The 21,511-nt window shown below is 40.0% G+C and carries 23 protein-coding genes; 17 read left to right on the forward strand and 6 right to left on the reverse strand.

Annotated elements, in window-relative coordinates; translation table 11 throughout:
- The first annotated feature begins 21 nt into the window (after positions 1–21).
- The 4 genes from tsaE to tsaD are packed head-to-tail and all read left to right on the forward strand — an operon-like array spanning position 22 to position 2,630.
- Positions 22–474 (forward strand): tRNA (adenosine(37)-N6)-threonylcarbamoyltransferase complex ATPase subunit type 1 TsaE, encoded by a 453-nt coding sequence (gene tsaE / locus BCM40_RS02805; RefSeq protein ID WP_065527256.1) that lies wholly within the window; start codon positions 22–24, stop codon positions 472–474.
- Entirely contained in the window at positions 471–1,166 is a 696-nt protein-coding gene (gene tsaB, locus BCM40_RS02810; protein ID WP_065527255.1) for a tRNA (adenosine(37)-N6)-threonylcarbamoyltransferase complex dimerization subunit type 1 TsaB, read from the forward strand. Before tsaE ends, tsaB begins: the two co-directional genes overlap by 4 nt.
- Positions 1,163–1,618 (forward strand): ribosomal protein S18-alanine N-acetyltransferase, encoded by a 456-nt coding sequence (gene rimI / locus BCM40_RS02815; RefSeq protein ID WP_065527254.1) that lies wholly within the window; start codon positions 1,163–1,165, stop codon positions 1,616–1,618. The genes tsaB and rimI overlap by 4 nt, the downstream gene beginning before the upstream one ends.
- Positions 1,611–2,630 carry a tRNA (adenosine(37)-N6)-threonylcarbamoyltransferase complex transferase subunit TsaD gene (tsaD, locus tag BCM40_RS02820; RefSeq protein WP_065527253.1) on the forward strand — a complete coding sequence of 340 codons (1,020 nt, stop codon included), beginning with the start codon at positions 1,611–1,613 and terminating at the stop codon, positions 2,628–2,630. Before rimI ends, tsaD begins: the two co-directional genes overlap by 8 nt.
- 379 nt (positions 2,631–3,009) lie before the next feature.
- Here tsaD and BCM40_RS02825 read toward each other — a convergent pair whose 3' ends face one another.
- Positions 3,010–4,944: an ABC-F family ATP-binding cassette domain-containing protein gene (locus tag BCM40_RS02825; protein ID WP_065527252.1), complete on the reverse strand. Its 1,935-nt coding sequence runs from the start codon at positions 4,942–4,944 to the stop codon at positions 3,010–3,012.
- A gap of 132 nt (positions 4,945–5,076) precedes the next feature.
- Here BCM40_RS02825 and BCM40_RS02830 point away from each other — a divergent pair, with 132 nt between their 5' ends.
- The 3 genes from BCM40_RS02830 to tatC all read left to right on the forward strand — a co-directional run bounded on the left by BCM40_RS02830 (position 5,077) and on the right by tatC (position 6,777).
- On the forward strand, positions 5,077–5,709 hold the full coding sequence (locus tag BCM40_RS02830; protein WP_008429888.1) for a redox-sensing transcriptional repressor Rex: 633 nt from the start codon (positions 5,077–5,079) through the stop codon (positions 5,707–5,709).
- A 90-nt stretch (positions 5,710–5,799) separates the two neighbouring features.
- Positions 5,800–5,976 carry a twin-arginine translocase TatA/TatE family subunit gene (locus BCM40_RS02835; RefSeq protein WP_008429889.1) on the forward strand — a complete coding sequence of 59 codons (177 nt, stop codon included), beginning with the start codon at positions 5,800–5,802 and terminating at the stop codon, positions 5,974–5,976.
- A 30-nt stretch (positions 5,977–6,006) separates the two neighbouring features.
- The gene (gene tatC / locus BCM40_RS02840) at positions 6,007–6,777 is read left to right on the forward strand and encodes a twin-arginine translocase subunit TatC (RefSeq protein ID WP_065527251.1); all 771 of its coding nucleotides are present in this window, start codon (positions 6,007–6,009) and stop codon (positions 6,775–6,777) included.
- Between the two features lie 16 nt (positions 6,778–6,793).
- Here tatC and BCM40_RS02845 read toward each other — a convergent pair whose 3' ends face one another.
- Positions 6,794–7,606 carry a CPBP family intramembrane glutamic endopeptidase gene (locus tag BCM40_RS02845; protein ID WP_083394461.1) on the reverse strand — a complete coding sequence of 271 codons (813 nt, stop codon included), beginning with the start codon at positions 7,604–7,606 and terminating at the stop codon, positions 6,794–6,796.
- A gap of 192 nt (positions 7,607–7,798) precedes the next feature.
- Here BCM40_RS02845 and groES point away from each other — a divergent pair, with 192 nt between their 5' ends.
- Complete coding sequence (gene groES, locus BCM40_RS02850) at positions 7,799–8,083, forward strand: co-chaperone GroES (RefSeq protein ID WP_008429894.1); 285 nt, start codon at positions 7,799–7,801, stop codon at positions 8,081–8,083.
- Between the two features lie 31 nt (positions 8,084–8,114).
- Positions 8,115–9,746, forward strand: coding sequence for a chaperonin GroEL (gene groL / locus BCM40_RS02855; RefSeq protein ID WP_065527250.1), 1,632 nt, complete (start codon positions 8,115–8,117; stop codon positions 9,744–9,746).
- A gap of 142 nt (positions 9,747–9,888) precedes the next feature.
- On the opposite strand, the gene BCM40_RS02860 is transcribed toward groL, so the two are convergent.
- On the reverse strand, positions 9,889–11,181 hold the full coding sequence (locus tag BCM40_RS02860) for an LLM class flavin-dependent oxidoreductase (protein ID WP_197681411.1): 1,293 nt from the start codon (positions 11,179–11,181) through the stop codon (positions 9,889–9,891).
- Between the two features lie 221 nt (positions 11,182–11,402).
- Between BCM40_RS02860 and BCM40_RS02865 the strand changes: the two genes are divergently transcribed.
- The gene (locus BCM40_RS02865) at positions 11,403–11,837 is read left to right on the forward strand and encodes a DUF6526 family protein (RefSeq protein ID WP_065527248.1); all 435 of its coding nucleotides are present in this window, start codon (positions 11,403–11,405) and stop codon (positions 11,835–11,837) included.
- 52 nt (positions 11,838–11,889) lie between these two features.
- Here BCM40_RS02865 and BCM40_RS02870 read toward each other — a convergent pair whose 3' ends face one another.
- Complete coding sequence (locus BCM40_RS02870; RefSeq protein ID WP_065527247.1) at positions 11,890–13,305, reverse strand: DHA2 family efflux MFS transporter permease subunit; 1,416 nt, start codon at positions 13,303–13,305, stop codon at positions 11,890–11,892.
- A 464-nt stretch (positions 13,306–13,769) separates the two neighbouring features.
- Here BCM40_RS02870 and BCM40_RS02875 point away from each other — a divergent pair, with 464 nt between their 5' ends.
- Both BCM40_RS02875 and BCM40_RS02880 read left to right on the forward strand, forming a co-directional pair.
- On the forward strand, positions 13,770–15,347 hold the full coding sequence (locus tag BCM40_RS02875; protein WP_065527246.1) for a BCCT family transporter: 1,578 nt from the start codon (positions 13,770–13,772) through the stop codon (positions 15,345–15,347).
- Between the two features lie 223 nt (positions 15,348–15,570).
- Positions 15,571–16,416 (forward strand): DegV family protein, encoded by an 846-nt coding sequence (locus BCM40_RS02880; RefSeq protein ID WP_065527245.1) that lies wholly within the window; start codon positions 15,571–15,573, stop codon positions 16,414–16,416.
- A 59-nt stretch (positions 16,417–16,475) separates the two neighbouring features.
- Here the strand turns inward: BCM40_RS02880 and BCM40_RS02885 are convergent, their stop codons facing one another.
- A complete protein-coding gene (locus tag BCM40_RS02885; RefSeq protein WP_065527244.1) occupies positions 16,476–16,823 on the reverse strand; it encodes a DUF6568 family protein in 348 nt (115 codons plus the stop codon).
- A 239-nt stretch (positions 16,824–17,062) separates the two neighbouring features.
- Between BCM40_RS02885 and BCM40_RS02890 the strand changes: the two genes are divergently transcribed.
- The 3 genes from BCM40_RS02890 to BCM40_RS02900 all read left to right on the forward strand — a co-directional run bounded on the left by BCM40_RS02890 (position 17,063) and on the right by BCM40_RS02900 (position 19,874).
- Positions 17,063–18,010 (forward strand): sensor domain-containing diguanylate cyclase, encoded by a 948-nt coding sequence (locus tag BCM40_RS02890; protein ID WP_065527243.1) that lies wholly within the window; start codon positions 17,063–17,065, stop codon positions 18,008–18,010.
- A gap of 278 nt (positions 18,011–18,288) precedes the next feature.
- Positions 18,289–19,284, forward strand: a complete 996-nt coding sequence (locus BCM40_RS02895) for a tRNA dihydrouridine synthase (RefSeq protein ID WP_065527242.1) — start codon at positions 18,289–18,291, stop codon at positions 19,282–19,284.
- Between the two features lie 155 nt (positions 19,285–19,439).
- Positions 19,440–19,874: a MarR family winged helix-turn-helix transcriptional regulator gene (locus tag BCM40_RS02900; protein WP_156851245.1), complete on the forward strand. Its 435-nt coding sequence runs from the start codon at positions 19,440–19,442 to the stop codon at positions 19,872–19,874.
- A 65-nt stretch (positions 19,875–19,939) separates the two neighbouring features.
- Here the strand turns inward: BCM40_RS02900 and BCM40_RS02905 are convergent, their stop codons facing one another.
- Positions 19,940–20,449 carry a CarD family transcriptional regulator gene (locus BCM40_RS02905; RefSeq protein ID WP_065527240.1) on the reverse strand — a complete coding sequence of 170 codons (510 nt, stop codon included), beginning with the start codon at positions 20,447–20,449 and terminating at the stop codon, positions 19,940–19,942.
- 191 nt (positions 20,450–20,640) lie between these two features.
- Here BCM40_RS02905 and BCM40_RS02910 point away from each other — a divergent pair, with 191 nt between their 5' ends.
- The gene (locus BCM40_RS02910) at positions 20,641–20,853 is read left to right on the forward strand and encodes a hypothetical protein (protein WP_065527239.1); all 213 of its coding nucleotides are present in this window, start codon (positions 20,641–20,643) and stop codon (positions 20,851–20,853) included.
- A 116-nt stretch (positions 20,854–20,969) separates the two neighbouring features.
- Complete coding sequence (locus BCM40_RS02915; RefSeq protein WP_065527238.1) at positions 20,970–21,491, forward strand: YehS family protein; 522 nt, start codon at positions 20,970–20,972, stop codon at positions 21,489–21,491.
- The last annotated feature ends 20 nt before the right edge of the window (positions 21,492–21,511 follow it).

Consider the following 21,511-nt stretch of genomic DNA (forward strand, 5'->3'; position numbering starts at 1 on the left):
TCAATAGAGGTGACATGATATATGACATATACAAAAATGCTAAATTCGCCAGAAGAAACCGAAAACTTTGCGATCCATCTTGCGGAACTATTAGAACCCGGTGATCTGCTAACGCTTGAAGGAGATTTAGGTGCTGGAAAAACTACTTTTACAAAAGGGCTAGCAAAAGGTCTTGGTATTCAACGCATGGTGAACAGCCCTACTTTTACCATCTTAAAACAATACTCTGGTCGTTTAGACTTGAATCATTTCGATGTTTATCGTCTCGAAAATAGCGATGAAGATATCGGATTTGATGAATTTTTCAATAGTGAATCGATATCAGTCGTAGAATGGGCAAAGTTTATTGAAGAATATTTGCCGAAAGAACGGTTAGAAATCACCATCAACCGACAATCTGAACAAGAGCGAAAGATGACTTTGAATCCGATTGGCAGACGATATGAAAATCTTTGCGGGGAGCTAAACTTATGATCTATCTTGGAATCGATACCTCAAATTCTCCTTTGTCTATCGCGTTAATCGAAGACGAAAGAATTTTAATAGAAGAAACATCAAATTTAAAAATCAACCACTCGTTAACAGCTATGCCTGCAATTGAAGAAATGATGAAAAAGGCAAAAATCACACCTGCGGACTTAACACATATTGCAGTAGCTGAAGGACCGGGTTCTTATACTGGTGTACGTATTGGCTTAACCATTGCTAAAACATTGGCATGGTCATTAAAAATTCCACTCCACCTTGTTTCTAGTTTAAAGGTGCTTGCAGCAAATGGGCAGGGGTTTGAAGGGCTAGTTTGTCCTATAATGGATGCTCGCCGTGGAACAGCTTTTATTGGCTTGTATGAAGGTGTGGGATTAATCCCTGTTTTTGCTGATCAGCATAGCGAAGTAAAAGAATTCTTACTCAAAATTAAAGAGCTCAATCGACCCGTGTTGTTTACTGGAGTAGATGCTAAATTACACGAAGCACTTATTACAGAAGTGCTTGGCGAACAGGCTCAATGGAGTGAAGTTTCAAACAGATTGCCACGCGCATCAAACCTGATTGTGTTGGCTCAAAAATCTGAGAAAAGCGCAGTTCATCATGCTGTACCAGAGTATCGCCGTATTACAGAAGCAGAAGCAAATTATAATAAAACTCAAGAAGGCAAAAGTGTATGAATGGAGCCGTAAGTTATAGAAAAATGACGGTTGAAGACATTGATGCGGTGTATGAAATTGAAAAATTGTCTTTTACATTGCCTTGGACAAAAGAGGCTTTCTACAATGAAATGAATATTAATGAGCATGCGTATTATGTGATTGCTGAAACCGAGGATGGCATTGTAGGATATTGTGGGATGTGGCTTGTCCTAGATGAAGCGCATGTTACCAATATCGCTATTCACCCGGACCACCGCGGCAAAAAACTAGGCGATGGCTTGATGGAAGCGGCAATTAAAACCGCGAAAGCACAAGGGGCTGTGTTAATGACATTAGAAGCGCGTGTCAGCAACACAGTAGCTCAAAATCTATACCGAAAATTAGGATTTAAAAATGGTGGCATTCGTAAACGGTATTATACGGATAACTACGAAGATGCCATAGTTATGTGGGTGAAATTCGATGAATAAAGACATTTATATATTGGGAATTGAAACAAGCTGTGATGAAACAGCTGCTTCTGTCGTGAAAAATGGAACAGAAATCATTTCAAATGTTGTAGCTTCTCAAATTGAGAGCCATAAACGTTTTGGTGGCGTTGTACCAGAGATTGCTTCAAGACACCATGTGGAGCAAATAACTTTGGTCATTGAAGAAGCGTTACAGTTGGCAGGACTAGAACCGCATCAATTAAATGCAGTTGCAGTAACAGAAGGACCAGGATTAGTGGGTGCTTTATTGATTGGTGTCAACGCAGCAAAAGCTTTTGCTTTTGCCCATCAACTACCTTTAGTGGGAGTTCACCATATTGCAGGTCACATATACGCCAACCGTTTAGAACAAGAAATGGAGTTTCCACTTCTTGCTTTAGTTATTTCAGGTGGACATACAGAGCTCATTTATATGAAAGAACATGGCAATTTCACGGTTATTGGAGAAACGCGAGATGATGCAGCTGGAGAAGCTTATGATAAAGTGGCACGCACATTAGACTTGCCTTATCCTGGTGGACCTCATATTGATCGCTTGGCACATGCAAGCGAAAAAGCTATAGCGTTTCCACGGATTTGGCTCGAAGAAGGATCGTATGATTTTAGTTTCAGTGGATTAAAATCGTCTGTTTTAAATTACATGCATAATGCAGCGCAGCGTGGAGAAACTGTGGCACCTGAACATGTTGCAGCAGGTTTTCAAAATAGTGTAGTAGAAGTGGTAACGGGTAAAACTGTTCGTGCAGCTGAAGAATACAAAGTTCGTCAAGTCATTGCTGCAGGTGGAGTAGCAGCAAACAAAGGATTGAGAAACTCATTGGAATCTGCATTCCAAGAAAAAGAAATTCCTTTCTATATTCCATCATTGCCGTTGTGTACAGATAATGCGGCTATGATTGCAGCAGCGGGAACCGTTATGTACGAAAAAGGACTTTTGGGGACAATGGCGATGAACGGACGACCAGGCATGCCCTTAACATCATGGATTTAATAAAAACAAGTAATTTCATCATTTCAGTACTACTGGAATGTGTGAAATTACTTGCTTTTTTTTACCATAAAATTCAGACTTCTGTACGTATATTGATAATTAGTCTGTCAATAGAGAACATTTGTACTTATGCACAATTTGTGAATAAACTGTTTATAACTAGAGGATAAAAGGTGAATATCCTACATATTGTGTAGAGGTGAGTGGAAAACTATGTGTATAACATTTAGTTTTTCTGTGGATATTGTTAGTAAGTCTGTTGACAGTTGATAAGACAATGTCGATCATGTGGAGAAATCTGTGGAAATAAATATTTTATAAATAGCTATTGACCTATATATAGTAACAAAAAAACCGGCTATCCAATAGCCGGTTGAAATTAAATATTTTCAATTTTTTCCTGAATTTCAAGCCATTGTGTCATCGCTTCTTCGTGAGTAGACTTTAACTCTTCTAACTCATTTTGAAGAGGCAATACTCGCTCGTGATCTTGGAAGATTTCAGGTTTGCAAAGCTGTTCTTCAATCTCAGTAATTTGTGAATCTAGTTTTTCCATCGTTTGTTCAATTTCTTCTGATTGTCGAACCAATTGGCGTTCGAGCTTTTTGGCTTCTTTATCAATCTGTGAAGTAGAAGCAGTAACTGGCGCTTTGACTTCAGTCACTGAACCGGCTTCATCAAGTGCTTTTAGTTCAGCAATTTCAAGTTTTTTCTCTACGTAATAATCATAGTCGCCCAAGTATTCAGTTGTTCCATCTTGTGTAAGCTCAATAACCTTAGTGGCAATGCGGTTCATAAAGTAGCGATCATGCGATACGAAAAGCAATGTGCCTGGATAGTCCAATAACGCATTTTCCAACACTTCTTTACTGTCGAGGTCTAAGTGGTTGGTCGGCTCATCAAGTAACAAGACATTAGCTTTTTGCATCATTAACTTTGCCAGTGCTACACGTGCTTTTTCGCCACCCGATAAAGTAGAAACAGGTTTTAACACATCGTCGCCAGTAAACAAAAAGCGTCCTAATATGCCGCGTATATCTTTTTCGTTGATTAATGGATAATCGTCCCATAGTTCATTCAAAACAAGTTTATTGCCTTTTAAATTAGCTTGTTCTTGATCGTAATAGCCAAATTGGATACCCGTACCATAATGAATGCTGCCTTCAAGTGGTTTCAGCTCTTTCATAATGGTTTTTAGCAAAGTGGATTTTCCGACACCGTTCGGTCCGACGAGCGCTAAGCTTTCTTGGCGATATAGTTTTAACGAAACGTCTTTTGATACAGGGTTTTCGCTATAACCAATCGCTAACGATTGAACATTTAACACATCATTGCCACTTTGTTTGCCGATTGTGAAACCAAAACTTGCGGACTTTTCATTGCCATCGGGGGCTTCCATCCAATCGGTTTTTTGCAGAACTCTTCGCCGGCTTTGCGCCATTTTCGTAGTGGAAGCTCGTGCTAGGTTGCGCTGGACGTAATCTTCAAGCTTGGCTTTTTCTCCTTGCTGCTTTTCAAACTGCTTTTGGTCAAGCTCGTATTGTTTAGCTTTTTCGTTTAAGTATCGACTGTAGTTCCCGGTGTATTTTTTTACGCGATGACGAGACACTTCATAGACAAGCGTTACCACTTGATCGAGGAAATAACGGTCATGTGAAACAATAAGCAAAGCACCCGGATAATTTTTCAAATAATTTTCCAACCAGCTGAGTGTCTCAATGTCCAAATGGTTGGTCGGCTCATCGAGAATTAATAGCTCGGGTTTGCTAAGTAAATGCTTAGCCAACATAAGACGCGTTTTTTGGCCACCCGATAAAGATGTCACTTTTTTATCGTAATCATCGGGATAAAATTTCATGCCGTGAAGAATGGCGCGTGTATCCGATTCATATTGATACCCGCCAGCGTCTTTAAAGTCATGTTGCAGCAAGTCGTATTCTTTCATTACTTTGTCATTTTCTTCGGGATTGTTGTAGACATCGGGATTCGCCATTTGCGCTTCTAAGTGGCGAAGTTTCGCTTCTTGTTCACGGAAATGATGAAAAATTGTCATCATTTCATCCCACACTGTCGCATCTGATTCTAAATTGGTTTGCTGCTCTAAATAGCCGATCGACAAATCTTTCGGCATGCTGATGTCGCCGCTATCATAAGACATTTCTCCAGCAATGATTTTTAATAAGGTTGATTTTCCAGCGCCGTTGCGGCCTACTAATGCTACGCGATCGCGGTGTTGCACTTCTAATTTGACGCCTGAGAGAATCTCTTCTGCGCCAAAGGATTTATGGACTTGGTTTACTTGTAAAACAATCATGTAGGTCACCTCTATTCTCTTTAAGTGTAGCTGATAGGGCGGTTGTTCGCAATTGCACAAGTCTTTACATATCATGGCTCCTACTGTAAGATGAAAGCGATTTGACAACACCTCAGGAGGATGCGAAAGCGTATGTTACACGAGACATCTAAAATTCCGCAAGCCACAACAAAAAGGCTGCCGCTATATTATCGTTTTCTTCAAAATTTCGCGAACGCCGGACAAAAACGGATTTCCTCGCAAGAATTAAGTGAAGCGATGAAAATTGACTCTGCCACGATTCGCCGTGATTTTTCTCATTTAGGCGCACTTGGCAAAAAAGGGTATGGCTACGACGTTCAAGAATTACTGTTGTTTTTCCGTAAAACATTAGATCAAGACGAAGCGACCAATGTTGCATTGATCGGCGTTGGTGGACTTGGCAGTGCATTCTTAAAGTATAATTTCCACCGCAACCACAATACGAAAATCATTGTGGCATTTGATTCGAATAGTCCGTTAGAAGGCGAGAAAATCAGCGAGATTGATACGTACCATCCCGATATGATTGAGGAAAAGATTAAAGAATATGGTGTGGAGCTAGTTATTTTAACGGTCCCTTCTCGGTCAGCTCAAGAAGTAACAGACCGTTTAGCGAAAACCGATATAAAAGGAATCTTGAATTTCACACCAGTTCGAATTTCAGTGCCTGATCATATTCGTGTTCAGACCATTGATTTGTCAGTAGAGTTGCAAACATTGATCTACCAAATCAAGCAGCACTGACTTAAAACCTTCACATTTCCCCAGCCTTTCGAAATAGCCAAACCTGCTCGAATGATGTAAAATAGAGCCATAATACAGGAGGTGCAACGTATGCCAGGTCCAATGAGTATCATTATTATCGGTGTTGTAGCTTTACTTGTTTTCGGTCCGAAAAAATTGCCGGAACTTGGAAAAGCATTTGGTTCGTCTTTGCGTGAGTTTAAGAACGCTACAAAAGGACTTGTAGACGATGACGATGACAAAGTAGATTTGAAAAAGAAAGACTAGCAAAAGGAAATACGATAGGATGTTTGTCTAATGCCAGAAAATGAGATGACATTAATTGAACATATAGGAGAACTCCGAAAACGACTGACCATTCTAGTCGTTTTCTTTGTATTAGCGATTATTGTGAGCTTTTTCCTTGCACAGCCGCTAATTCAGTATTTGCAGTATACCGAAGAAGCAAAAAATCTTACCTTGAATGCGTTCAAAATTACGGATCCACTGAAGATTTTTATGCAAGTAACAATGATTTTAGCGCTAATTATCACGTCACCACTAATTATGTACCAATTCTGGGCGTTTATTAGCCCGGGACTTCTTGATACAGAACGGAGAGCGACACTCAGTTACATTCCGTTTTCTGTACTTTTGTTTTTAGGCGGAATTGCTTTTGCCTATTTAATCTTGTTCCCATACGTCATCGGATTTATGCTGAATATTTCTGATAACATGAACATACAAGAAACCATTGGCATTAACGAGTATTTTCAATTCTTGTTCCAAATTACGTTGCCGTTCGGCGTTATTTTCCAGCTGCCGGTATTGATGTTGTTTTTAACAAGACTTGGCATTATTACGCCGATGTTGATGACGAAATATCGTAAGTTTGCGTATCTTGGATTGGTGATCATTGCGGCGTTTATTACACCGCCTGACATCGTTTCACATATGATAGTTACGTTACCGCTTATTATTTTGTATGAATTTAGTGTCGTAATTGCTAAAATTGGTTACCGTAAGTTTTTAAAAGCCGAGCAGCAACAAGCGATTGAAGAACAACAAGAAAGCCTTCCGCCGAATTGATCGGGGAAGGCTTTTTTTACTGCAAATTTTCCAGTTGTTTTTGGAATTCCATGATTTTGTCCATGTTTAGTTGAATGACCATGACGTAACTATTCAGCAAAATATGAGCAACAATGGGCGTGATGATGCTTTTTGTTTTCTGATATAAAAACGCTAAGATCAATCCGGTCGTGAAATACAGCAACAAGTGTGTAAAATCGAAATGGATCAGTGCGAACGTCAAAGCACTCACCGCAGTGGCGAAAAAGAAATTGGTCGTCTGATTTAATGAACCAAACAACACGCGACGGAAAACGAGTTCTTCAAGAACGGGGCCAAACAAGACGATTGAAACAATCGCGAGTGGTACCACTTCAGCGATGCTCACTAAGGAAGCGGTATTTTCAGAACCGGGTTCAATGCCGAGAAAATTCATTTCGATTAAAGCGGCAATGGATTGGCCGATGAGCAACAACAAGAAGCCGAGAAAGCCCCATACAATCGACATGAGCAGAGACGACTTTTTGCCTTTCCAAATATCGAAAAAGCGTTTGTCTCGAGACACGATAATGAGTGTTATGAGAAAGCCAATACCCATGGTCAAAAAGATTAACCAGCCGGATGTTGCAATGCCTGCAGCTTCACGGTCCATGCCTTGGCCTTGAAAGTAACTCAAAGTAGGACTAATAAACAGGATCGGTGAAAGCTGTGCGGCGATAAAGATCAACAATACATAAAGCGGTGTTTTTTTGCCTTTGGATTTCGGTCGATACGTGCTACTTTTTTTCGTTTTGGTTGCTCGTTCATTTTTTAAAAAGTTGTCTATAAATTTTTTTTGTTTGTCGGGCATGATGTAATTCCTTTCACTATTAAGCTCTCTCTTATTGTAGAGCTTTCAGAAGATAACCGCAAAGAAATCAAAATCATAATAGTTCCTACTTGCAAAAGACTGAAGATTTTATTAAACTTGTTAATGGGTTAGCACTCAAAGGTTGAGAGTGCTAATCGAGAACATTTAGATAATTTGAGGAGGGTGTTTCATTTGTTAAGACCACTAGGAGATCGTGTAATTATTGAGCTCATCGAAGCGGAAGAAAAAACATCAAGCGGTATCGTTTTACCGGGATCAGCACAAGAAAAACCGCAGGAGGGCCATGTGATCGCTGTAGGAAATGGACTTATTCGTGAAAACGGACAGCGCACAGCATTAGACGTGCAAGCTGGCGATCGCGTTATCTTCTCGAAATACGCAGGCTCTGAATTAAAATATGAAGGCAAAGAATATTTGATCTTACGTGAAAACGATATATTAGCAGTTTTAGGCTAAAATAAACCAACGACACAGGAGGAAGCTAAACATGGCAAAAGATATTAAGTTCAGCGAAGATGCACGCAGTTTAATGCTGAAAGGCGTAGATAAATTAGCAGACACAGTAAAAGTAACGCTTGGACCAAAAGGGCGTAACGTAGTGCTTGAGAAAAAATTCGGTTCGCCGTTAATCACCAACGATGGTGTGACAATCGCAAAAGAAATCGAACTTGAAAATGCTTTTGAAAACATGGGCGCGAAACTTGTTGCGGAAGTTGCTTCTAAAACAAACGACATCGCAGGTGACGGTACAACTACTGCAACCGTTCTTGCACAAGCAATGATTCGTGAAGGCTTGAAAAACGTAACAGCTGGCGCAAACCCAGTGGGCATCCGTCATGGTATTGAACTCGCAGTTGAAAGCGCACTTAGCGAATTAAAAGCAATTTCAAAACCAATCGAAGGCAAAGAATCCATTGCACAAGTTGCAGCGATTTCGTCTGGTGACGAAGAAGTCGGCAAACTGATTGCAGAAGCAATGGAGCGCGTTGGTAACGACGGCGTAATCACGCTAGAAGAATCACGTGGCTTTACAACGGAACTTGATGTGGTTGAAGGGATGCAGTTTGATCGCGGCTACCAATCGCCATACATGGTAACTGATTCAGATAAAATGGAAGCTGTTTTAGAAAATCCGTTTATTTTAGTAACTGACAAGAAAATTGGCAACATCCAAGAAATCCTACCAGTTCTTGAGCAAGTGGTTCAACAAAGCAAACCGTTACTTATCGTAGCTGAAGACGTTGAAGGCGAAGCGTTAGCAACATTAGTTGTGAACAAATTGCGTGGCACGTTTAACGCAGTAGCTGTAAAGGCACCAGGCTTCGGTGATCGTCGCAAAGCAATGCTTGAGGATATTGCAGCATTAACTGGCGCAGAAGTGATTACAGAGGATCTAGGACTTGAATTGAAAACAACAAACATTGCGCAACTAGGTCGCGCATCTAAAGTAGTTGTAACAAAAGAAAACACGACAATCGTAGAAGGCGCTGGCAACCAAGAGCACATCGTTGCGCGCGTTGGCCAAATCCGTAACCAATTAGAAGAGTCAACTTCTGAATTCGACAAAGAAAAACTACAAGAACGTTTAGCGAAATTAGCTGGCGGCGTAGCAGTTATCAAAGTCGGAGCGGCTACAGAAACTGAATTGAAAGAACGTAAACTTCGTATTGAAGATGCATTGAACTCAACTCGTGCAGCTGTAGAAGAAGGAATTGTTGCCGGCGGTGGTACTGCATTAGTCAACGTTTACAACAAAGTAGCAGAACTTCTTGAATCGCAAGAAGGCGACGTGGCAACAGGAATCAACATCGTACTTCGTGCGCTTGAAGAACCAGTTCGTCAAATCGCAACAAACGCAGGTCTTGAAGGATCAATCATCGTTCACCGTCTGAAAACAGAAGAAGTCGGCATTGGCTATAACGCTGCTAATGGCGAATGGGTGAACATGGTCGAAGAAGGAATTGTGGATCCAACGAAAGTTACCCGTTCAGCATTGCAAAACGCAGCATCTGTTGCAGCGATGTTCTTGACGACTGAAGCAGTAGTCGCAGACATTCCTGAACCAGCAGGACAAGGCGGCGGCATGCCTGATATGGGCGGCATGGGCGGCATGATGTAAGTAGCATCTTACCCTTAACTCATGAGGGTTAATGTGTTAAAAACATCTTATTTTCTATTCGTGACCTCAAACTAAACAAAAGAGCCTCACACTAATTTATCGAATTAGTGTGAGGCTCTTTTTTATTGAGTAAACTTAAAAACTAACTTTCAACAGATTTCTGCTTTTCCACATAAGGCAACTCCAAATTGTCACGCAATGTCGTTCCCTCGTATTCCGTCCGGAAAATCTTGCGTGTTTGCAAAATCGGCACTACCTGGTCAACAAACGCTTCGAGTTCGCTTGGCAAATTGGCAATGATCATAAAGCCGTCTGCTGCGTATTGTTCGTACCACGATTCGATCAAATTAGCGATGTCTTCAGGTGTGCCTATAAAAGGCGTGCGCGGCGTTGCTTCGCGCAAAGCCACTTGACGCAAGCTTAAGTTTTCGACACGTGCTTCCCTTTTAATGCGATCGGTATCGCTTTGGAAACTGTTTTTGCCGATGGTTCCGATATCCGGAAACGGTTCGTCTAGTGGGTACTGGGAAAAATCATGATGTTCAAACAAACGGCCTAAAAAAGCGAGAGCTTGTTCAGTGGTGACTAAACTCGCCAGTTCTTGGTATTTTCGTTCGGCATCTTCTGCGGTCTCGCCAATAATGGGGCTGATGCCTTGTAAGACGACTACGTCGCTAGGCTCACGACCGCTCAAACGGGCTTGTGCTTTAACGTTTTTATAATACTGCGTGGCTTCTTCTATTTTCGGTATAATGGCAAATACGGCATCTGCTTGTTGAGCAGAAAAAGCAATGCCGTCTTTAGAAGAACCGGCTTGGAAAATGACCGGCTGTCCTTGTGGTGAACGGCCAATGTTTAATGGTCCTTGGACAGAAAAGAATTCGCCTTGGTGGTTCAGCGTATGCAGTTTTTTTGGATCAAAAAATTGCCCAGATTCTTTATCGCGAACAAAGGCATCATCTTCCCAAGAATTCCATAAGCCTTTCATGACGTGAACAAATTCCGTAGTCATTCGGTAGCGTTCAGCGTGACTGGGGTGATCGTCGAGTTGTTTGCTGAAATTCAAGGCCGTCTTTTCAAGTCCTGACGTTACGACATTCCATCCAGCGCGACCACCGCTCAACATGTCTAATGAAGCAAACTGTCTTGCGGCAGAAAACGGTTCGCTATAGGTGGTGGATAAAGTACTCACAAGTCCAATATGTGATGTTACCGCAGCGAGTGCAGAAAGAACAGTTAATGGTTCAAAGCGATTTAAGTAGTGGGGGTTTGATTTTTCATTGATGTACAGGGCATCTGCAATAAAAACAAAATCAAATTTTCCACGTTCAGAAGTTTGCGCTTGCTGTTTATAAAAATCAAAACTGACACTGGCATCTGAAGGGATGGCCGGATGTCGCCAATCTGAAATCTTCTCGCCGGCTCCGTGAATCATCGTTCCGAGTTTTAGTTGCTTTCTCACATTGCATTGTCCTTTCGATAATCCTTTGTCTTAGATTATGGTACGTGTCCCACTAAGTGTCAAGACAGGTGTCGAGTAGAGGGTTTTGAAACTGTAGAACTTAACCCAAGCTTTATTAGGTTCCCGAGCAATAAGATAGGTGAAAGTATTGCAGTATAGTATGATTCCTTTGTAGAGAGTTAAGGAGTGGAAAAATGAACGAACAATCGTATGAAAAACATGTGCGTTACCCAAAGTTACAGCTTTTTTTCTGGGTACCGTTAAGCTTTATATTGCTTATAACCACAGCTAGTTATGGAATTTATCAATTCGTGAAAAATGGTTTTTCGGTGCAGCTTTTATTGATTTTTGCTATTGTGGTCCTGGCGATTATCCCAGGAATGCTTGCGCGAATTTATGCACTTACGTTACAAGATCGTTTGATTTGCACAGAAGAACAATTGCGCTATTTTATGCTGACAGGAAACCGTCTAGATCCGCGACTAACAAAGTCACAACTAATCGCTTTGCGTTTTGCACCTGATGCGGAACTAGTGGCGTTAGCTGAACGTGCAGTAATTGAAGAGTTATCCGCAGACGCTATTAAAAAGTCTATCAACATATGGCGCGCTGATCATCAACGCGTTTAAATTGAAAAAAGCTCACGCTATCTTTTGCGGATAGTGTGAGCTTTTTATGTGCTTAATTTTCCTTTGTGGCGAGTTTTGGACTTTTAATAGCAAACGATAAAAGGAAGCCAAATGCTGCGACAACTCCAGCTACGACAAAGGCAACATTCACGCCTTGTATTGCACCAGCTATGGAACTGCCGTTTGCAGCCGTAACCGTAATCGTCACTAATACCGCTGTCCCGATAGCACCTGAAATTTGACGGAACGTATTATTCATCGCCGTACCGTGAGAAATAAGGTGATCTGGTAACTGATTTAACCCAAGTGTGGTCGATGGCATCATGACCATAGCGATACCGCCCATTCGAATTGCATTTAATACAGCTAAGTACAGAAACGTTGTATCTTGCGAAAGGTTGGTAAAGAAAAAGGTAGTGACTGCCAAAATGGCAAAGCCCAGACGTAATAGCCATTTGCCTCCATATTTATCGAATAACGCACCCGACACAGGATTCATAATTCCCATAATAATTGCTCCTGGCAATAACATCAGTCCAGAATGGAAAGCGTCGAACCCTAGTAGATTTTGCATGAACAAAGGCAAAATAACTGTTGTGGCAATCATCGAAGCAAATACAATCATCCCGAGTGCGGTAGCAATTGAGAAAACACTGTATTTGAAAACACGAAATTCAAGAATAGGTTCTTTTAGTCTTAATTGTCTCGTAATAAACCAGAACAGGGTTACTGCACCAATTACTAGTGAAATGAGTACATTTGGGCTGAGCCAGCCTACGTTACCTGCGATACTAAAGCCGTAAAGAAGTCCGCCAAATCCAAATGTGGAAAGAACGATTGATAAATAATCCATCTTCGGATTGGTTTGTTCGGTTACATTTTTCAATAGGAAATACGCTGAGATAAAAATGATAATTGCGATTGGTAAAACAACGTAAAAGACACTGCGCCACGGGTAGTGGTCGACTAAATAACCTGATAAACTTGGTCCGATTGCAGGTGCAAAAGCTATGATTAAACCAAACATACCCATTGCTTTCCCACGCTGGGAAACTGGGAAGACTAAAAACAAAATTGTTTGCAAGAGCGGCATCATAATTCCGGCTCCAGCCCCTTGTAGCACGCGTCCTCCTAATAAGAAGGTGAAGTTAGGTGAAATAGCTGCGAGCAATGTACCGACAGCAAACATGCCTATGGCCGTTAAGAATAAACTGCGTGTTGTAAATTTCCCAATTAAAAAGGCCGTGATTGGAATCATAATCCCATTGACCAGCATAAAAATTGATTGAAGCCATTGAACCGTACTTTCGCTAATTTTAAGGTCGTCCATAATAGGTGGTAATGATGTAGAGATAAGTGTTTGATTGAGAATGGTGATAAAAGCACCGGATAGCAATACAGCTAAAAGTGGAATGTTCTTTTTAAAGTCGAATGATTGGGTGTTGTCTAACGTTTCTGAATGAACCATTAATGTATCAGCATCCTTTGTTGGAGTTGGAAATCTTTAAGTTGAAAATCGAGTTTGATATGTATTTAATGATAGAGGTTAGTTGGTTAGAGCTCAATTTTCTTGTTTATAGAAATATGGCGACGAAAACAGATGATTGCTGGGCGTTTGTACGACTAATTTTCCGGATAATGGATAGCTACTGACTCAAAATCTCCAATTCATCTTTAGTGAGTCAAAACGATTGGCAAATTGTGTGTAAGTCATATACAATTACATACTTATTGCCAAAAAGCTTTTGAGTATCGTGCTACTCTTATGCAAAAGAAAAGGTAAAGACAATTGAACATGCTGTTTAGAAATAGATGTGCAGAGCACGTTGTCACACGAAGCAGTTAGTGAGATTGAGATCATCATTGTGGAGAGATTCTCCACTTTTCAAAGTATGTGTTTATGCGCATGCTACTAATAGGAGGTTTTATTTTTTGAAGAAATATGGATCAAAGACAGATTGGCCCGTACTGTTCATTAGTGGTGGGTTACTTGTCGCTTTTGTTCTTGCAGCATTTATCAATGTAGAGTTTGTGTCGAATAGTGTAAATCAATCATTTGCTTTTGCCGTGAAGTATTTTGGGGCATTTTGGCAAGTGTTGTTATTGGGAACATTTTTTATTGCACTTTTTCTAGGATTTTCGAAATACGGAAAAGTTCGACTAGGTGCGATGGACAAGCCGGAAGTTGGCTATTTTAAATGGATTGCCATGATTATGACAACCTTGTTAGCAGCAGGAGGCGTCTTTTGGGCAGCTGCTGAGCCAATGTACCATTTTCTTGATGTGTCTCCTAATTTCACAGGCCCAGGTGTAGACTCTGGTACGGAAAGTGCTATTGTACCGGCCTTTGCCCAATCTTATTTACATTGGGGATTTCTTGCATGGTCAATTCTTGGGACCCTTGGAACAATCGTTTTAATGTATGCTCATTATCAAAAAGGCATGCCATTAAAACCGCGTACGTTACTTTACCCGTTACTCGGTGAAAAAATCATGAAAAACAGTGTATTGGGTACGATTATTGATGCGTCTGCCATTATTGCGGTCGCAGCCGGAACAATTGGACCTATTGGGTTTCTTGGTTTGCAAGCCGCATATGGAATGGAATCATTATTTGGCATACCGAATAACTTGTTTACGCAAGTAGCGATCATCATTACTGTAGTAGCGATTGCCACAATATCAGCTATTACAGGCTTGCGTAAAGGAATACAATTTCTTAGTAATTTGAATATCATTATTACACTCATTTTAATGGTTGCTATTTTAGTGTTAGGGCCAGGCGGGTTTATCTTTGATACGTTTCTTGCAGCAACTGGAGTTCACCTTCAAGAATTCCTAGCAATGAGTACGTTCCGCGGAGATTCTGGTTGGTTAGGTTATTGGACTGTCTTTTTCTGGGGCTGGTTCCTCGGATATGGTCCAATGATGGCGATTTTTATCGCTACCATTACACGTGGACGCACGATTCGTGAGTTGATTACAGCAGTTTCGATCATCGCGCCAACCGTTACGGCATTTTGGTTTACAGTTGTTGGCGGAACAGGGATGTTTTATGAACTTGGTCAGCCAGGGATTGTATCAGATGCATTAAACACATCAGGTATGCCAGCTGCGATGGTGGCCATTACACAACAATTGCCACTTAGTTCAGTTATAGCTCCACTGTTCTTACTCGTCACGATCTTATTTGTGGTGACGACTGCCGACTCGATGGCATATACCATTTCAGTAGCCATTACAGGCGATGGTCATCCGCCAAAAATTATGCGTGTTTTTTGGTCAATTATTATGGGAGCGGTAGCAATTGTTCTCTTAATGATTAGCGAAGGCGGCATTCAAGCGATTCAATCGTTTATTGTGGTGACTGCCATTCCGGTTTCGTTGCTATTATTGCCAACGTTCTGGGCGGCACCTAAAGCTGCAAAAATCATGTTTGAAGATCAATTTGGTAGAAGTGTAAAATCGAAAAATAGAGCAATGGGAACAAACCCATTAAAAGACTTATAAGTAAAACCAATTTTCAATACAAAATATAACATCGCCAGCAGCTCATCATGAGTATGCTGGCTATTTTTTTAGAAAAACTAGTTATGTTCAAATTATGACGGCGCTTACAATAATTTAACTTCATATGACAAGTGTCACTAGTACCGTAAAGATTTGTCATGTATGTTAGCGTTAGTAGATAGTGGGTTCTTATATGGAACTTGCACTTAGAGGAGAATATCTTATGAAGAAAATAGCTTGGATTACGGATACAGCTGCACAACTAGACGATGCTTTTATCCAAAAACACGATGTATACGTTCTACCACTTAGTGTTGTATTTGCAGATGGAGAATACAGAGAATCCATTGACTTAACACAAGACGAATTTTACGATAAATTAAAATTAGCGAAAGTTTCACCGAAAACATCACAACCAGCCATTGGAGAAATGCTGGCTTTATATGAAAAATTAGAAGAACAAGGCTATGACTTTGCAATCGCTGTTCATTTATCAAGTGGATTGTCAGGCACATTTGAAACGGCCCAAACGGCTTCTGAAATGACCGACTTTAAAGTTTATCCAATTGATTCGAAAATTGGTTCTTTTCCAATGGTCAAAATGATTGAAGTGGGGAACGAGCTGCTTGCAAACGGTAAAGAAGTAGAGGAAGTTGTCGCTACAATTACAGAAATGACAGGCAAATCAAAGTTGTCTTTTATTCCATCTAGTTTAAACCAATTACACAAAAGTGGGCGTGTTTCTGGTACGCAAACGTTTTTAAGTAATTTGCTAAATATTAAAGTGGTGATTAGTTTTGTTGAGGGTAAAGCAGTAATGACTGAAAAAGTGCGTACAAACAAGCGTGCAAAAGACCATGTGATGTCACTATTGCGTGCAGATATGGCTGCAGGTTCTGTACCAGAAGTGGCTGTTATTCATTGTAATAATGTTCCGGACTCAGAAGTATGGCAAAATGAGTTGTTGCAAGAATTTCCGAGTTTAAAAGTAGAAATAGCGGCTCTAAGTGTTTGCGTTGGTGTCCATGCAGGAGACGGTACGACTGGCTTGAGCTGGGTTAGTTATTAATTAGAAGACGAAAAAGACCGCTGATCCCAGATCAGCGGTCTTTTAATTTCGATAAAAACTTATTTGTTCATAAATGCTTTGATTTCTTCTTTGTCCATTGATGAATCGCATTTTACGTTTACTGTGTTTTCATTTGTATAGATGAAACCAGGAACGGTTGGAATGTTGAACTCATTGCGTAGTGAAGTAATACCCGTCATATCATCTGATTCTACACTGTTTACGTGGTAAACCTGAGTAGCTGTTTCATCAGCAACTTCTTTTAGTTTTTGGACGAAAGTTTTGCAAAAAGGACAAACTTCTTTACCTATGTAAAGAACGGCTTCCGAATCCCCTTTTAGTAATTCTAGTGCTTTTGTAGAATTAATTTTTTCGAAACCGGCTATGTTTTCTTGATAAGTTGTCATGTTCAATCAATCTCCTTTCTCTACTAACTTCATTGTACAGTATGAGGAGGGTGGACCAAAAAGTTATGCTTATAAGAGAAAAAGAGAAAAAATGATTTATGGAGAAACTCATGGATGCATATGTTAAACTTTAGGGAATAGAGGATAGTGTTGTAGTAGAGATAAAAACAAGACGGATGAATTCGCCTGACAGTGGATTAAAGGATAAAAGGTGAATATGAGAATAATCGAGGTGCTATATGACGACGATCTTTCAAGAATTAGAGACGTATAAAAATTTTGATGAATTAGCTAGAGATGTACTGGATCTTGCAAAAGAAATTTTACCTAACCAATTAATTTATATAAGTTCGATTAGTGGTACGCAGCAAGTTATTTTGAAGATCTCAAATGAGACCACAAGTATTATCGCAACTGAAGGCATGATGTTAAATCTCAATGACTCTCTTTGCAGAGCTGTTGATTTTGAAAAGAAACAACCTTTAGTCTATGAGAGCATTATGGAGGCTGACAGTTTAGAGGATTTGAAAAATGGACTTGAAAAAGCCAATATTAAATCTTATTTGGGCATTCCAATTTCCTTTGTGAATGGCGATCGATTTGGTACGTTGTGTGCTGTAAATGATAAGGAAAAACATTTTGACGACAAAAGTATTACATTGCTGCAAAGAATTGTTAAGATGTTTTCATATTATTTGGACCTAGAGCGCATTGCCTATAGAGATTCTTTGACAAACTTATACAATAGACGTTACCTTTCCAATTTTTTTGATGACCAGCAAGAAACGGAAGGTTGGATTTTCTTCTTGGATTTGGATGGGTTTAAAAAAGTAAATGATGTCCATGGTCATGATGCGGGCGATATCGTGTTGGAAGATGTTGCGGTAAGGCTTCAAAATTTTGTGAATGGACATCCGGATGCTTTAGCATTCAGGTTGGGAGGAGACGAATTTGTTATCCACTTTTCCCGTGTCTCGGATATGGAAGAAATGAGTCGATTGGCGGAACAAGTATTGGAGAGGTTGACGATTTGGGATCCTCACTACCAACTGTCTACCAGTATTGGCATCGCTATGTATCCTGGCGATTGCACGGTAAGCTTAAAGACGCTTCTCAAAAATGCAGACTACGCCTTGAACCAGGCAAAAGCATCAGGGAAAAACACGTACAAATTTTTTGAACTGTAATTCGCAACATAACGCTGCAAGTCGATGAATCATGGAAGCTGCTATTTCAAAGACGTCAACTCGTATCCTTAGAGTTGACGTTTTTTAGATGCCTAAGGAGATATTGTTTAAAGCACGTCTCTTTCCACAAGCAGAGGATTCGTGTAAACTGTATAAGGTTAAGAAAAGTAACAGCATCTAAATACATTTACTCGTTATGGATTTGCCTTATAGATACAACAAGAATTTTAGATGATAGAAGAGTGATCATCTCACCATGAAAGGATTGGAAGTTGAATATGAAAGAGAATTTCTGGCGTGATTTACCACGACCATTTTTTGTTTTAGCGCCGATGGAAGATGTGACGAATGTAGTGTTTCGCCATGTAGTGGCAGAAGCCGCAAGACCAGATGTGTTTTTTACTGAATTTACGAATACTGAAAGCTACTGTCATCCGGAAGGGATTTTCAGTGTGCGTGGCCGTTTGACGTTCACGGAAGATGAACAACCAATGGTTGCTCATATATGGGGCAACAAGCCTGAGCATTTCCGAGAAATGAGTATCGGAATGGCCAAGCAAGGATTTAAAGGTGTCGACATCAACATGGGTTGTCCAGTACCGAATGTTGCAGCTAAAGGAAAAGGAAGCGGATTGATTCGCTACCCGGACAATGCAGCAGAGATCATCCAAGCAGCTAAAGCAGGTGGTTTACCCGTAAGTGTGAAAACACGTCTAGGGTACACAGATGTAGATGAATGGAAAGGCTGGTTGACGCATGTCTTTGAACAAGACATTGCAAACTTGTCGATTCATTTACGTACGAAAAAAGAAATGAGTGCAGTGCCTGCTCATTGGGAACTGATTCCAGAGATTAAAAAGCTTCGCGATGAAATAGCGCCAGACACCCTATTGACGATCAATGGTGACATTCCAGATCGTCAAGTCGGATTAGAACTTGCTGAGAAATACGGCATCGATGGTGTCATGATTGGACGCGGAATTTTCCATAACCCGTTTGCTTTTGAAGAAGAGCCAACCGAACATAGCCCGAAAGAGTTGTTTGATTTACTGAGATTGCATTTAGATTTGCATGATAAATATTCTACAGAAATTGAACCAATTGCATTTAAACCACTTCGACGTTTCTTTAAGATTTATGTGCGCGGTGTACGTGGTGTGGGCGAATTGAGAAATCAATTGATGTATACGGAAACCACAGATCAAGTGCGTGCGTTATTAGATGAGTTTGAAGTGTTAAATGAAGCGGAGAGTTCAGTAGAAACAAACGTGTAAATTTAGCTTTATGAAAGCCATCACCAATTTTACGAATTGGTGATGGCTTTTTAAGTGGAAGGGAGAATTCGCAACACCAAAGTATTTTTACTAATTGACTTCACATAAGGGAATCGTTATATTAAATGGCGAAGCAGATAATAGGGGTGAATCGATTGACACCAGACGTGGAGTTGGAAAACTTAAATTTGATTGATTTATTAAGTGAGCGTCATATAGCGACACGAAGAATTACAGAGCTGGCTTGGGATAAAGAAAGCGATATCCAGATTTCGAATTCCGAGTGGCTTATAATGGCCCACATCTACAAACAACAACCCACAATTGCGTCGGTCACAAAAAATTTAGACATTACTCGTCAAGCAACACATAAGTTTATTAAAAACTTAGCTGCTAAAGGATTAGTTGAAGTACAAAATGTGGAGAACAATAAAAAAGAAAAATGCATTAGACTAACGACGTTAGGTGAAGAGTGTCATGAAGAACACGAAGTGGTAAAAAAGCAACTTGAAAACCAAATCGCTAAAAAAATTGGTGTAGATCAATTGAAAATCTTAAAGGATATTTTAAAAGGTGACTGGGAAATTTAGTTATACCTAAAGAAAAGAGCCGCTTCCTCAATTCGTTGAGGAAGCGGCTCTTTTTAGGTGGTAGATTAATTAATTGCTTGCGGTTGTTCATCCGTGATCAAATCGTTAATCATTTTATTGATTTCTTCAAAACTCGTATCCAGTGCATGGGCAAGTTCTTTAAAAAGAATAATTTGTGTATTGTTCAAAAGGTTATAGTCGTGTTCATATAAAGACTCTTTTTGAATTTGAGTATCAAACTTTTTACGTAATAATCCGTTGATAACACCTGCAATTTGCATGCGGTCACCTGACTGGACTTTCTTTGGTTGTGCTTTTGGGTTTTGTGGAAGATCAGCTTCTAGTTCGGGTTGCTTAAAGACCTCAATAATTGCGAGTGCTTCTTCTCGTTGAAGGAGCTTTAGCATGACAACCTTGTCGTTACCAACTGGTGTGCTAATCGTCACTAATGTATTCTCTAAAGGTTGCAATTGATAATATTGCTTAGTGACATCTGAAACGGTTACGTCGTAAATGTCGTTAATCTTACAAAGGCCGTGGGTGGAATAAATGATATGATCTCCAATAGCGAACATCCTTTTTCCTCCTCAAATGTAACTCATCTATTAATACTATAACATACATGGAAAGTATTGTAAACTTGGTTGACGATTTTGCTTAGTTGAAAAAATTTAAAAATATATCTTTAAACTAAGTTTAGAAATGAGTAATAAAGGGAATAGAAGATACTATTAGTTTTGCATTGCCAAAACGGGGGTAGAATGAGATGAAAAGCATCCAAGAAGCAAAGCAGTTGATTAATGCGGAGAAGCTCAAGCATTACAATGAAAGATTGGCAGATATAGAACGAGATTTGGATTTTTTCTATGAGGAATCGGTAGAAGATGAAGAGTCTTTAAAGATTATCCAAGAGTTAAAGAACAACGTTGAACGTTTAAAAACAATAAAGAATAGAGAAAAACAAGAGACGGTCAATTGAGGCTGTCTCTTTTACTGTCTTCAGGACAGACTGGTAGACAGGAGAATATATGCTATCATTAGAGAAGGATTTAATGTAGATAACAAGGATACTGGAAAGCAACAGGAGGAAATTAAATGGACAATAATGATTTATTGATCAGACTGCGTTATGCGTTGGATATAAAAAATAAAGACATGGTTGAAATTTTTAAATTGGGTGGCATTGATTTAAGTAAGGAAGAAGTATTGAAAGTGTTGACGAAAACTCCTGAAAGTGATGAAGAAGATGACGACAGCATATGGATTGATTATGAAGAGCATGATGATTATATTAAAGCCGAAGATTCCCTTTTCGAATCCTTTTTAAATGGCTTTATTATTTTTAAAAGAGGTCGTCAAGAGCCTAAACCGGGCCAGCCAGAAGTGCCATCACTAACTAATGAGCGTTCCAATAACTTACTGCTGAAGAAAGTGAAAATCGCTTTGCAGTTAACTAGCGAAGATATGTTAGCGATTTGGGAGTTAGCAGGAGTTACGGTTACTAAAGGGGAATTAGGTGCCTTGCTTCGTAAAGTCGGTCATAAAAATTACAAAGAATGCGGCGATCGCTACGCGCGGAATTTTCTAAAAGGATTGGCGATTAAGTACCGAAAATAAAAACACCCCAAAAGTTAGAG

The sequence above is a fragment of the Planococcus donghaensis genome (assembly GCF_001687665.2).
Taxonomy (GTDB): domain Bacteria; phylum Bacillota; class Bacilli; order Bacillales_A; family Planococcaceae; genus Planococcus; species Planococcus donghaensis.

What these genes read in the sequence shown, in the direction of transcription:
- tsaE (WP_065527256.1), top strand. Translation starts at nt 22, where the DNA reads ATGACATATACAAAAATGCTAAATTCGCCAGAAGAAACCGAAAACTTT.
- tsaB (WP_065527255.1), top strand. Translation starts at nt 471, where the DNA reads ATGATCTATCTTGGAATCGATACCTCAAATTCTCCTTTGTCTATCGCG.
- rimI (WP_065527254.1), top strand. Translation starts at nt 1,163, where the DNA reads ATGAATGGAGCCGTAAGTTATAGAAAAATGACGGTTGAAGACATTGAT.
- tsaD (WP_065527253.1), top strand. Translation starts at nt 1,611, where the DNA reads ATGAATAAAGACATTTATATATTGGGAATTGAAACAAGCTGTGATGAA.
- BCM40_RS02825 (WP_065527252.1), bottom strand. Translation starts at nt 4,944, where the DNA reads ATGATTGTTTTACAAGTAAACCAAGTCCATAAATCCTTTGGCGCAGAA.
- BCM40_RS02830 (WP_008429888.1), top strand. Translation starts at nt 5,077, where the DNA reads ATGTTACACGAGACATCTAAAATTCCGCAAGCCACAACAAAAAGGCTG.
- BCM40_RS02835 (WP_008429889.1), top strand. Translation starts at nt 5,800, where the DNA reads ATGCCAGGTCCAATGAGTATCATTATTATCGGTGTTGTAGCTTTACTT.
- tatC (WP_065527251.1), top strand. Translation starts at nt 6,007, where the DNA reads ATGCCAGAAAATGAGATGACATTAATTGAACATATAGGAGAACTCCGA.
- BCM40_RS02845 (WP_083394461.1), bottom strand. Translation starts at nt 7,606, where the DNA reads ATGCCCGACAAACAAAAAAAATTTATAGACAACTTTTTAAAAAATGAA.
- groL (WP_065527250.1), top strand. Translation starts at nt 8,115, where the DNA reads ATGGCAAAAGATATTAAGTTCAGCGAAGATGCACGCAGTTTAATGCTG.
- BCM40_RS02860 (WP_197681411.1), bottom strand. Translation starts at nt 11,181, where the DNA reads ATGATTCACGGAGCCGGCGAGAAGATTTCAGATTGGCGACATCCGGCC.
- BCM40_RS02865 (WP_065527248.1), top strand. Translation starts at nt 11,403, where the DNA reads ATGAACGAACAATCGTATGAAAAACATGTGCGTTACCCAAAGTTACAG.
- BCM40_RS02870 (WP_065527247.1), bottom strand. Translation starts at nt 13,305, where the DNA reads ATGGTTCATTCAGAAACGTTAGACAACACCCAATCATTCGACTTTAAA.
- BCM40_RS02880 (WP_065527245.1), top strand. Translation starts at nt 15,571, where the DNA reads ATGAAGAAAATAGCTTGGATTACGGATACAGCTGCACAACTAGACGAT.
- BCM40_RS02885 (WP_065527244.1), bottom strand. Translation starts at nt 16,823, where the DNA reads ATGACAACTTATCAAGAAAACATAGCCGGTTTCGAAAAAATTAATTCT.
- BCM40_RS02890 (WP_065527243.1), top strand. Translation starts at nt 17,063, where the DNA reads ATGACGACGATCTTTCAAGAATTAGAGACGTATAAAAATTTTGATGAA.
- BCM40_RS02895 (WP_065527242.1), top strand. Translation starts at nt 18,289, where the DNA reads ATGAAAGAGAATTTCTGGCGTGATTTACCACGACCATTTTTTGTTTTA.
- BCM40_RS02905 (WP_065527240.1), bottom strand. Translation starts at nt 20,449, where the DNA reads ATGTTCGCTATTGGAGATCATATCATTTATTCCACCCACGGCCTTTGT.
- BCM40_RS02910 (WP_065527239.1), top strand. Translation starts at nt 20,641, where the DNA reads ATGAAAAGCATCCAAGAAGCAAAGCAGTTGATTAATGCGGAGAAGCTC.
- BCM40_RS02915 (WP_065527238.1), top strand. Translation starts at nt 20,970, where the DNA reads ATGGACAATAATGATTTATTGATCAGACTGCGTTATGCGTTGGATATA.